This is a genomic window from Paraburkholderia sp. 32, from assembly GCF_050435345.1.
In the GTDB taxonomy this organism is placed as follows: Bacteria; Pseudomonadota; Gammaproteobacteria; order Burkholderiales; family Burkholderiaceae; genus Paraburkholderia; species Paraburkholderia tuberum.
Genome location: NZ_JBNDKD010000003.1, coordinates 1216227 through 1227250, shown reverse-complemented (window position 1 = coordinate 1227250; position 11024 = coordinate 1216227). Strand labels below are relative to the sequence as shown.

9 protein-coding genes are annotated in these 11024 nt (G+C 63.5%); 4 read left to right on the top strand and 5 right to left on the bottom strand.

Annotation, left to right across the window (positions count from 1 at the left end):
- Positions 1 to 38: 38 nt before the first annotated feature.
- The 3 genes from OKW26_RS28240 to OKW26_RS28230 form a co-directional block, all read right to left on the bottom strand.
- Positions 39 to 845, bottom strand: a complete 807-nt coding sequence (locus OKW26_RS28240; protein ID WP_184061477.1) for an ATP-binding cassette domain-containing protein — start codon at positions 843 to 845, stop codon at positions 39 to 41.
- A 13-nt stretch (positions 846 to 858) separates the two neighbouring features.
- Positions 859 to 2049 carry an ABC transporter permease gene (locus OKW26_RS28235; protein WP_429355864.1) on the bottom strand — a complete coding sequence of 397 codons (1191 nt, stop codon included), beginning with the start codon at positions 2047 to 2049 and terminating at the stop codon, positions 859 to 861.
- A 175-nt stretch (positions 2050 to 2224) separates the two neighbouring features.
- Positions 2225 to 3271, bottom strand: a complete 1047-nt coding sequence (locus OKW26_RS28230; protein WP_187610874.1) for a sugar ABC transporter substrate-binding protein — start codon at positions 3269 to 3271, stop codon at positions 2225 to 2227.
- A gap of 276 nt (positions 3272 to 3547) precedes the next feature.
- Between OKW26_RS28230 and OKW26_RS28225 the strand changes: the two genes are divergently transcribed.
- The 4 genes from OKW26_RS28225 (at position 3548) to OKW26_RS28210 (ending at position 6851) form a co-directional block, all read left to right on the top strand.
- On the top strand, positions 3548 to 4432 hold the full coding sequence (locus OKW26_RS28225) for a MurR/RpiR family transcriptional regulator (RefSeq protein ID WP_187616890.1): 885 nt from the start codon (positions 3548 to 3550) through the stop codon (positions 4430 to 4432).
- On the top strand, positions 4425 to 5441 hold the full coding sequence (gene iolG, locus OKW26_RS28220; RefSeq protein WP_429355863.1) for an inositol 2-dehydrogenase: 1017 nt from the start codon (positions 4425 to 4427) through the stop codon (positions 5439 to 5441). Before OKW26_RS28225 ends, iolG begins: the two co-directional genes overlap by 8 nt.
- Positions 5441 to 6487 (top strand): Gfo/Idh/MocA family oxidoreductase, encoded by a 1047-nt coding sequence (locus OKW26_RS28215; RefSeq protein ID WP_429355862.1) that lies wholly within the window; start codon positions 5441 to 5443, stop codon positions 6485 to 6487. The genes iolG and OKW26_RS28215 overlap by 1 nt, the downstream gene beginning before the upstream one ends.
- A gap of 136 nt (positions 6488 to 6623) precedes the next feature.
- Entirely contained in the window at positions 6624 to 6851 is a 228-nt protein-coding gene (locus OKW26_RS28210) for a sulfurtransferase TusA family protein (protein WP_026225937.1), read from the top strand.
- 100 nt (positions 6852 to 6951) lie between these two features.
- On the opposite strand, the gene galU is transcribed toward OKW26_RS28210, so the two are convergent.
- Complete coding sequence (gene galU, locus OKW26_RS28205; protein ID WP_090801031.1) at positions 6952 to 7833, bottom strand: UTP--glucose-1-phosphate uridylyltransferase GalU; 882 nt, start codon at positions 7831 to 7833, stop codon at positions 6952 to 6954.
- 62 nt (positions 7834 to 7895) lie between these two features.
- Positions 7896 to 10775, bottom strand: coding sequence for a valine--tRNA ligase (locus tag OKW26_RS28200; protein WP_429355861.1), 2880 nt, complete (start codon positions 10773 to 10775; stop codon positions 7896 to 7898).
- Positions 10776 to 11024 lie beyond the last annotated feature (249 nt).

Sequence of the window (11024 nt, the reverse complement as noted above, 5' to 3'; positions counted from 1 at the left end):
GCGAAACGCGCCGAGGCTGGACGTGCCGCGCGAATCGGTCAGATCGTCGCGCCTTCGAGTTCGCCGATCATCTTCTGCATCTCGGCGCCGCCGGCCATCATGTCGAGCACTTCGTTCTTGCTGATCGTCTGTTTGGTGAACGTGCCGAGCGAGCGGCCGCGATTGAGCAGCGTGAACGAATCGCCGATCGGATACGCGTGGTGGACGTTGTGCGTGATGAAGATCACCGAGATGCCTTTGGCGCGCGCCTTGTGGATCAGCTTCAGCACGTTGAAGCTCTGCTTGACGCCGAGCGCGGCGGTCGGTTCGTCGAGAATCAGCACGCGCGCGCCGAAGTGGATCGCACGCGCAATCGCCAGACATTGACGCTCGCCGCCCGACATCGTGCCGATCGGCTGATGCGGGTCGCGCACGTTGATGCCCATTTCGGCGAGCTTGTCGCGCGCGGTGGTTGCGCAGGTTTCGAGGTCCATCACGTTCAGAAGGCCGAACAGCTTTTTCTGCGGCTCGCGGCCCATGAAAAAATTGCGCGCGACCGATAGCAGCGGCACCAGCGCGAGATCCTGGTAGACGGTTGCGATACCGAGATCGAGCGCGTCTTTCGGCGACGTGAAATGCACCGGTTTGCCGTCCACCCGGTAGGTGCCTTTGCTCGGCTGATACACGCCCGCGAGCGTCTTGATCAGCGTCGACTTGCCGGCGCCGTTGTCGCCGAGCAGGCAATGCACTTCGCCGCGTACGAGGCGCAGCGTGATGTCGTTCAGCGCGATGATGTTGCCGAAATAACGGCTGACGTTTTCCAGCGACAGAATGATGTCGTCGGTGTTCTGTTCCGGGGTGCTCATCGTGAACCTCCGTCTAGCGCGATGCCGCGACGCGGCCGCGCACGTAGTGGTTGAACAGCACGGCGAACAGCAGCATCACGCCGAGGAACACGCGGAACCAGTCGGAATCGACGTTGGTGTACGTGATGCCGATCTGCACGACGCCGAAGATCAGCGCACCGAAGCATGCGCCGATCACCGAGCCGTAGCCGCCCGTCAGCAGCGTGCCGCCGATCACCGCGGCGATGATCGCCTCGAACTCCGCCTGCAAACCGCGGTCGGCCGCGGCCGAACCGATGTCGCACACCTGAAGTACCGCATACAGGGCCGAGCAGAACGCGGTCAGCACGAACAGCGAAATCTTCACGCGACGCACCGGCACGCCGACGTTCTTGGCCGCGTTGGCATCGCCGCCGACCGCGAAAATCCAGTTGCCGAAGCGCGTCTTGGCGAGCGTGAACGCACAGACCACGGCGAGCACGAGCCACCACAGCAGCACCTTCGGAATGCCCGGCACGAGCGGCGTGCCGTTGTCGAGCAGCTTCACGAGGCCGAGGTGGCCGAGCCACACGAACAGACCTTTGAACGCGACGCCCTGGAAGAGCGTGTGCGCGAACCAGTCCTGACGCGCGACGTCGCCGACGCCGGAGATGATGGTGCGATCGGCGAACATCACCGATAGCGCGAGCGTGAGACCGCGCAGTATGAACAGGAACGCGAGCGTGACGATGAACGACGGCAGGCGCGTGCGTATCACCAGATAGCCGTTGAGCGCGCCGAGCAGCATCGAGCCGACGAACGCGAACACGATCGCGAGCCAGATCGGCCAGTGGAAGTACATGGTCGGCAGCGCGACCATCATGCCGGCAAAGCCGATCATCGAACCGATCGACAGATCGAACTCGCCGGCGATCATCAGCAGGCACGCGCCGACCGAGATCAGACCGAGATAGGCGGCGACCTGCGACCAGTTCATCACGCCGTCGAGGTTGAACATCCCCGAGTTGCCGGCCGCCACGCCGAACACGATGAACACCATCACGGTGCCGGCGAGCGCCGCGAATTCCGGTCGGCCGAGCAGATGGCGGAACCAGGATTCCTCGCGCACGCGTTCGTCGACGGCAGCGGATTGCGAGGCGGTCGTCGCAGCAGACTTCGCCGAGTCCTGCGGATCAGGCGGCGGTTGCTTGCGGTGATGGGGATGAAACAGGTCGGCGACACCCATTGAAGCTCTCCTTGATACGCCCGCGACCGGCGGGTCGGCGCAATGCCGTGGGCGTTTGCGAATCCGCTGAGCGGGCGAGCGCCGGCAAGACGCCATGCGTCCCGCCGGTCACTGCCTTTTAACCTTGCCGCCGGCGCGGCGGCTCAGGCGCGCGATGCGATGCGTTGCCGTGCGTTCAGCGGTACTGGCCGGCGTACTTCAGCACCTTGTCGACGTTGGCCTTCGTGATGAAGCCCGGGCCCGAGCCGATATTGCGCGGCCCGTAGGACGGCGTGAGCCCATAAGTGGCAAGACGCTCCTTGAACTTCGGATTCGCCTGCAGGATCTCGCGGATTTTGGCCGGATCGGTGGTGTGGTCCTTCTTCACGATCGCGAGTACGGCAACCGGGATATAGCCCTGCAAGTACGGTTGCTGGTCGATCGCGAACTGGATCGTGCCGTCCTGGATGCCCTTCGCGATGTCGCTGTCGAAGTCGAACGTCGCGAACCAGATCTTGCCGGCGAGGCCCATCTGCTGCAGCGCCTTCAGCGTCGGATCGGCCGACAGCGGACCGAGCGTCAGCACCGCCTGGGTATCCGGGTGATTGCGCAGGAACGCGCTGACCTTCGACTGCACGCCGGTCGGGTCCTGGCCCGTGTCGAGCGTCGAGGTTTTGAAGTTGGCGCCGATCGCTTCGGCGAAACCGCGGCAGCGTTCGAACGAAGCCGGGTTCGTCGCGTAGTGGTTCACGCACAGGAACGACTTGATGCCGGCGGCCTTGGCCTTTTCTCCGGCGGCTTTGCCGGCCGCGAACTCGGGCTGGCCGACGTGCATGATCGCGCCGAGCTTCGCGCTTTGCTCCTCGGTGCCCGAATTGATCGTGACGAGCGGAATGTGCTTCTCGGTGACCTTCGCGATCGAGCTCTTCAGCACGTCGAAGTCGGCGATCGACACGATCACGCCGTCGTAGTTGCGCGCGGCCGCCTGTTCGATGAGACGCGCCATGTCGGCGATGTCGCCGTTCGGCGGGTTGCGGTAGTCGGTCTGAACGTTGAAGTCCTCGTCGGCCTGCTTGATCGCGTTCTTGATCGTGTTCCACCATGAGTCCGAATCCGGCGCGTGGCTGATCAGCACGAAGTGCGCGTCCGCCGCGCGGGCGGCCGAGGTCGCGCCGAATCCCGTCGCCAACGTCAACGCCGTCACCAGAATCCTGAGCGTTGCCTTGCCTCTGCAAAGTCTCATTGTCTCCACCTTTCTCGGTCTGTCGTTCGTTATTGAGGGAGCGACTGGCGGGCGGCTTTCCATTCCGATGACCCACACTACGAGGCCGAAGCGCCATCGCTCACGACCAAGAGTAGGTCATCTTCCGAAGCCTTGCAAAGAAAATTTCATGACAAATAAAAATGGAAAATACGTTCCATTTGACGGGGCGGCCGCCTATACTCGGCAACGTCGGATGCACGTTGCGGCGGGCCGCGGGCGCGTCTGCCGCATTGCAGGAAACCCCGAGAGGCTGTCATGGCGGAACAGATCACCGAAGAAGCGGTGCCGAGCGTCGACGAATTGATGCAGCGCATCGCGGATACCTACGAGTCGCTGCCGCGGCAGTTGAAAAGCGTCGCGACGTACATCGAGCAGCATCGCGCGAGCGTGATGATGGATCGCACGAGCGATATCGCCGCGAGCTGCGGCGTGCATCCGTCGGCGGTCGTGCGCTTTGCGCAGCGTTTCGGCTTTTCCGGGTTTTCGGATCTGCAGGCGGTGTTTCGTCAGGCGTATACGGGGCAGGGCGTGTCGTCGTCGAGCTATCAGCAGCGCATCCGCAAGCTGATCGACGAGAAGCCCGGCACCTTGTCGGGCGGCGCGGTCGCGCGCGAGTTCATCGCCGCGTCGCGCGGCGGCCTCGAAGAACTCGAAGCGGGCCTCGACGACAAGCAGTTCGACGCCGCCGTGAAGATGCTGCAGCAGGCCGACAACATCTACGTGATCGGGGTGCGGCGCTCGTTTCCGGTCGCGAGCTACATCGTCTATGCGTTGCAGCACACGCACAAGCGCGTGCATCTGGTGTCTGGCTTCGGCGGCATGTATCGCGAGCAGATCCGCAGTGTCAGGAAGGGCGACGTGGTGATTGCGATCAGCTTCGCGCCGTACGGCAAGGAGACGCAGTACTGTCTGCGCGTCGCGCATCATCATCAGGCGAAGACGCTCGTCATTACGGATAGCCAACTATCGCCGCTCGCGCGCTACGCCAGCACGCAGCTGTACGTGAAAGAGGGCAGCGCGTTCGCGTTCCGCTCGCTGACCAGCACGATCTGCCTGTGCCAGGCGCTCTTCATCGCGCTCGCGTACAAGCTCGAACTGAACGTTGAAGAATCCAACGACACTGGAGGCTACGATGACTGACGCGGTAAACACGATCGACGTCGCCGTATTCGGCGCGGGGCGCATCGGCAAGATCCATGCGGCGAATCTCGCGCGGCAGCCCGGCGTGCGGCTCAAATACGTGGTCGACGTGAATCGCGAGGCGGCCGCCGCGCTCGCCGCGCAGCATGGCGCGCAGGTTGCGGATAGCGACGGCGCGATCGGCGATGCATCGATCGGCGCGACCGTGATCTGTTCGAGCACCGACACGCATGCGGACCTGATCGTCAAATCGGCCGCGCAGAACAAGCACGTGTTCTGCGAGAAGCCGGTCGATCTCACGTTGGAGCGCGCGCGGATGTGCGCAGAAGCGGTGGAGCGCGCCGGTGTCGTGTGCATGATCGGTTTTCAGCGGCGCTTCGATCCGACGTTTTCCGCGTTGAAAGCGCGTCTCGACGCGGGCGAGATCGGCACGCCGGAAATGCTCGTCGTCACGAGCCGCGATCCGGGCGCGCCGCCGGTCGAGTACATCCGGCACTCGGGCGGCATCTTCAAGGACATGCTGATTCACGACTTCGACATCTGTCGCTGGATTCTCGACGACGAAGCCGACACGCTGCACGCCACCGGCAGTTGCCTCACCGACCCCGCGATCGCCGACGCGGGCGACATCGATTCGACCGCGGTGACGATCCGCACGAAGCGCGGGCGGCTGTGCCAGATCAACACCGCGCGGCGCGCTGCCTACGGCTACGACCAGCGCTTCGAAGTGCTCGGCAGCACCGGCATGCTGCAAGCAGGCAACGTGCGGCCCACCGAAGTCACCGCGTACTCGAAGACGGAAGTATCGACCGACGTGCCCGAGGCGTTTTTTCTCGAACGCTATCGCGCGGCCTACGCGCTCGAAATCGCGCATTTCTTCGACGCGGTCACGCATGGCAAGCCGGTGCGCACGACCGTCGCGGATGGCCTGAAAGCGCTCGAACTCGCGGAAGCCGCGACGCGGTCGTGGCGCGAGGGCCGCGCGGTCAAACTCGGCGAGGCAGCGTGATGAAGCCCGCCACGGAGCGCTTGCGGATCGGCGTGGTCGGCCTTGGGCGGCTTGGCAAGCGGCATGCGGAGAATCTCGCGTATCGCGTGCCGGGCGCGACGCTCATGGCCGCGTGCAGTCCGCTCGAAGATGAACTGGCATGGGCGCGTGATGCACTACCCGAACCGCGTCTCTACGCCGATTACGCGGACCTGCTCGTTGATCCGCACGTCGACGCGGTATGGCTCGTCACGCCGTCGTCGCTGCACGCGCAGCAGATCGTCGACGCATTGCGCGCCGGCAAGCATGTGTTCTGCGAAAAGCCGCTGTCGCTCGATGTCGCCGAATGCGAGCGCGTGCTGGCCGAAGCGGCGCGCTATCCGCACCTGCAGGCGACGATCGGCTTCATGCGCCGCTTCGATCCGAGCTACCGCGACGCGTTCGATAAAATCGCCGCCGGCCAGATCGGCCGGCCGTTCCTCGTGCGCTCGCAAACCACCGATAAAAACGACGACGACGGTTTCTTCGTGCGCTTCGCGGCGACCTCGGGCGGCATCTTTCTCGACTGCACGGTGCACGACATCGACGTCGCCCGCTGGCTGCTCGGCAAGCCGCGCGCGACGCGCGTGTTCGCGGCGGGCACGGTCGCGCTGCACGAGGGTCTGCGCGAATTCGGCGACGTCGACAACGGTGTCGCGATCTGCGAATTCGAGGGCGGCAAGCTCGCGATGTTCTACGCGTCGCGCACCCAGGCGCACGGCAACGATACGCACAGCGAAGTGATCGGCACGGCGGGCGCGCTGACGATCGGCCGCAATCCGCGTGCGAACCGCGTCGAGATCTACGATGCGACCGGCATTCGCAACGAGTGCACGCCGAACTTTTTCGACCGGTTCGAGGACGCGTTTCTGCACGAGGCACGCGCGTTCGTCGCATCGGTGCAAAAAGGGCCGGGGAAGGGCGATGCGGCACAGCGTGGCGCGACGCTCGCCGATGCGCTCGAAGCGATGCGTATCGGCGTGGCGCTGCGCGAGTCGCTGCAAAGCGGCGAGGCGGTGACGCTGTAACGGCGCGCGGCACGGCTCGCGCTTGGAAATGGGCGTCGTGGCGATGCCCGGCGCCGCCGCTCCGCCTGCTGTAAAATTTGACCCTCTGTCCGGCGTCGTCAGCGACGCCCCGTCCCGAAGGTCATCGTCGATGCAAATTCAGATTCACAAGGAAGTCGATGCGCGCGGGCTCATGTGCCCGCTGCCCATCCTGCGCGCCAAAAAGGCGCTCGCCGACATGGAAAGCGGCCAGATTCTCAAGGTGCTCGCCACCGATCCCGGCTCGCAGCGCGATTTCGCCGCGTTCGCGAAGCAGACCGGCAACGAGATCGTCGAAAGCTCGGCGCATGACAAGGTGTTTACGTTTCTGATGCGGCGTCGATGAGCTGCATTCGGTAAAACTGTCCGTCCGATGTAAAAAAAGAAGGCGCTGTCCCCATTATTCGGGGTACAGCGCCTTCTTCGTTTCAGCCGGACTTTCGACGTCAGCCTTCGAGAACCGGCGAGCGGGTACGCAGATATTCTTCGAAATCGGCGGCTACTTCCGGGTGACGCAGGGCGAACTCGACGGTCGCCTTCAGGTAGCCCAGCTTGCTGCCGCAGTCGAAACGTGTGCCGTGATACTTGTACGCGAGCACCTGTTCGTCGGCGAGCAGCGACTGGATCGCGTCCGTCAGTTGCAATTCACCGCCCGCGCCCGGCTTGATGGAGCGCAGGTGATCGAAGATGCGCGGCTTCAGCACATAACGGCCCACCACGCCGAGGTTCGACGGCGCCACGCCCGGCTCCGGCTTTTCGACGATGCCCGACATCTTGATGATCGAGTCTTCCCATTCCTTGCCGTCGACGATGCCGTACGATTTCGTATCTTGCGGCGGGATCTCTTCGACGCCGATCACCGAGCTGTGATAGTGATCGAACACCTCGATCATCTGCGTCATCACGGGCGGCGTGCCGTACAACAGGTCGTCCGCGAGAATCACGGCGAAAGGGTTGTCGCCGACCAGCTTCTCGGCGCACAGCACGGCGTGGCCGAGGCCCAGCGCCTCGGCCTGGCGCACGTAGAAGCAGTCGACGTGGCTCGGCTTGATGCTGCGCACGAGTTCGAGCAGCTTGTCCTTGCCGCGCGCCTCGAGTTCGGCCTCGATCTCATAGGACTTGTCGAAATGGTCTTCGATCGCGCGCTTGCTGCGGCCCGTGACGAAGATCATTTCGGTGATGCCGGCCGCCATCGCCTCTTCGACCGCGTACTGAATCAGCGGCTTGTCGACGATCGGCAGCATCTCCTTCGGGCTAGCCTTCGTGGCGGGGAGGAAGCGGGTGCCAAGACCGGCTACCGGAAAGACCGCCTTCGTAACTTTTAGCATGTGAATACCCTGAGTCCTCTGGTTAAATCCTTGCCCGCCGTTGAGGGGGGCGGGCGCGTCGGTCAGGCCGGCAAGCGGGCCAGTTGGGCTTTCAGCTTGCCGACGGTGGCTTCGAAATCGGCCAGCCGCTTCTGCTCCTGTTCCACGACCGCCGCCGGCGCCTTCGCAACGAAGGCCTGATTCTGTAGCTTACCGTTGCACTTGACGATTTCGGCGCTCAACCGCGTGATCTCTTTCGACAGGCGTTCGCGTTCGACCGCTGCGTCGATTTCGACCTTCAACACGAGCTTGTCCGTTCCTACGATAGCAATCGGCGCGCCATCCGCCTGGGCGTCGAGCGCGGCCTCGTCGGCGATGATCTGCACCTCCGACAGACGCGCAAGTGCCTGAGCGTAAGGCGCGAAAGTACGAAGACGCTCCGCATTGCCGGTGGCGAGCAACGGCACCTTCACCGCCGGCGACAGGTTCATTTCACCGCGCAGATTACGGCATGCATCGATCACCGCTTTGAGGTCGGTCGCCCACCGCTCGGCGTCTTCATCGAGCTTCGACGGCTCCGCGACGGGGTACTGCTGCACCATGATGGACGCCTCGCCCTCGGCCTTGCCTTCCGGGTAGCGTCCCGCGAGCGGCGCCACTTTCTGCCACAGCGCTTCGGTGATGAACGGGATCACCGGATGCGCGAGGCGCAGCACCGTTTCGAGCACACGCAAAAGCGTCCGCCGCGTGGCACGCTGCTGGTTCGGCTGCCCCGTCTGGATCTGCACTTTGGCGAGTTCGACGTACCAGTCACAATATTCGTCCCATACGAACTTGTATATGGCGTTGGCCACATTGTCAAAACGATAGTCGGAAAAACCCTTGACGACTTCCGCTTCCACGCGCTGCAGTTGCGACACGATCCAGCGGTCGCCCTGCGAGAAATGCAGATTGCCTTCTGGCCCGCATTCGCCACATTGCGCCGGCTGGCCGAAACCGCAGTCGTGGCCTTCGCAGTTCATCAGCACGAAGCGCGTGGCGTTCCACAGCTTGTTGCAGAAATTGCGATAGCCTTCGCAGCGCGCGAGGTCGAAATTGACGTTGCGGCCGAGCGTGGCCATCGACGCCATCGTGAAGCGCAGCGCGTCGGTGCCGAACGCCGCAATGCCGTCCGGAAACTCCTTGCGGGTCTTCTTCTCGATCGACGCGGCCAGCTTCGGATTCATCAGGCCGGTGGTGCGCTTCGCGACGAGCGCGTCGAGGTCGATGCCATCGACGATGTCGATCGGGTCGAGCGTGTTGCCCTTGCTCTTCGACATCTTCTGGCCTTCGGCGTCGCGCACCAGACCGTGCATATAGACCGTTTCGAACGGCACCTTGCCCGTGAAGTGCGTGGTCATCATGACCATGCGCGCGACCCAGAAGAAGATGATGTCGAAGCCGGTGACGAGCACCGACGACGGCATGAAGTGCTTGAGCTCTTCGGTTTCGTTCGGCCAGCCGAGCGACGAGAACGGCACCAGAGCGGACGAGAACCACGTGTCGAGCACGTCTTCGTCGCGCTTCAATGCGCCGGTGTAGCCGGCCGCGACGGCCTTCGCGCGCGCGTCCTCTTCGGTCTTGGCGACGAACACTTCGCCGTTCTCGCCGTACCACGCCGGAATCTGATGACCCCACCACAGCTGACGCGAGATGCACCAGTCCTGGATGTTTTCGAGCCACTGGTAGTACGTGGTGGTCCAGTTTTCCGGCACGAATTTGATCTGGCCGTTGCGCACGACGTCGAGCGCGGTTTCGGTGATCGACTTGCCCGGATTGAACGTGCCTTCGGGCGCCGGCTTGCTCATCGCGACGAACCACTGGTCGGTCAGCATCGGCTCGATCACGACGCCGGTGCGGTCGCCGCGCGGCACCATCAGCTTGTGCGGCTTGACCGATTCGAGCGCACCGAGCGCCTCGAGATCGGCGACCACCAGCTTGCGGGCTTCGAAACGGTCGAGGCCGCGGTATTTTTCGGGCGCGTTGTCGTTGATCTTCGCGTCGAGCGTGAGGATTTCGATTTGCGGCAGCTTGTGGCGCAGGCCGACCTGATAATCGTTGAAATCATGCGCGGGCGTGACCTTGACGACGCCTGTGCCGAAACCGCGGTCGACGTAATCGTCGGCGATGATCGGCACTTCGCGGTTCGACAGCGGCAGCGTGATGGTCTTGCCGATCAGGTGGGCGTAGCGCTCGTCTTCCGGGTGCACCATCACGGCGGTGTCGCCGAGCATGGTTTCCGGACGGGTGGTGGCGACGGTCAGATGGCCCGAGCCGTCGGTCAACGGATAGTGGATGTGCCACAGGTGGCCGTTTTCTTCTTCGCTGACCACTTCGAGGTCGGATACGGCGGTGAGCAGTACCGGGTCCCAGTTCACGAGGCGCTTGCCGCGATAGATCAGGCCCTGTTCATACAGACGCACGAACACGTCGCGCACGGTGGCCGACGTCTTGTCGTCCATCGTGAAGTATTCGCGCGACCAGTCGATCGATGCACCGAGACGACGCACCTGATTCGTGATCGTGGAGCCGGATTGCTGCTTCCACTCCCACACGCGCTCGACGAACTTCTCGCGGCCGAGGTCGTGGCGCGACACGCCCTGCGCGTCGAGCTGGCGTTCGACGACGATCTGCGTGGCGATGCCTGCGTGGTCGGTGCCCGGCACCCACAGCGTGTTCTCGCCGAGCATGCGGTGATAGCGGGTCAGGCCGTCCATGATGGTCTGGTTGAACGCGTGGCCCATGTGCAGCGTGCCCGTGACGTTCGGCGGCGGCAGCTGGATCGAGAAATCCTTGCGGTTCGCGTCGAAGGAGGGCGCGGCGTAGGTGCGCTTTTCCCATTCAGGGCCCCAGTGGGCTTCGATGGTGTGGGGTTCGAAGCTTTTTGCAAGCGTCGAGGTCGGGTCGCTCGGGGTGTCGCTCATGTTTCTGTTAAAGGCAGGATTTTGGAGGCGGGGAAGGGTTGATTATAGCTGGACGAGGTTTTTTGCCGGCCGGCGGCCGGTGTGGACAGGGGTTATGCTTTTTTCGTTGTTCTGGCTTTGTTGGCCTTTCCTTGTTGTCTTATCGGTTTATTAGCGTTGCCCCTGTGCGGGGCGGGGCTTTTTTCGTTGTTCTGGCTTTGTTGGCCTTTCCTTGCTGACTTATCGGTCTATTAGGGAAACGCTGATTAA

Excerpts from the sequence above, each read along its gene's own strand:
- OKW26_RS28240 (WP_184061477.1), bottom strand. The coding sequence starts at position 845 with ATGAGCACCCCGGAACAGAACACCGACGACATCATTCTGTCGCTGGAA.
- OKW26_RS28200 (WP_429355861.1), bottom strand. The coding sequence starts at position 10,775 with ATGAGCGACACCCCGAGCGACCCGACCTCGACGCTTGCAAAAAGCTTC.
- iolG (WP_429355863.1), top strand. The coding sequence starts at position 4,425 with ATGACTGACGCGGTAAACACGATCGACGTCGCCGTATTCGGCGCGGGG.
- OKW26_RS28215 (WP_429355862.1), top strand. The coding sequence starts at position 5,441 with ATGAAGCCCGCCACGGAGCGCTTGCGGATCGGCGTGGTCGGCCTTGGG.
- galU (WP_090801031.1), bottom strand. The coding sequence starts at position 7,833 with ATGCTAAAAGTTACGAAGGCGGTCTTTCCGGTAGCCGGTCTTGGCACC.
- OKW26_RS28235 (WP_429355864.1), bottom strand. The coding sequence starts at position 2,049 with ATGGGTGTCGCCGACCTGTTTCATCCCCATCACCGCAAGCAACCGCCG.
- OKW26_RS28225 (WP_187616890.1), top strand. The coding sequence starts at position 3,548 with ATGGCGGAACAGATCACCGAAGAAGCGGTGCCGAGCGTCGACGAATTG.
- OKW26_RS28230 (WP_187610874.1), bottom strand. The coding sequence starts at position 3,271 with ATGAGACTTTGCAGAGGCAAGGCAACGCTCAGGATTCTGGTGACGGCG.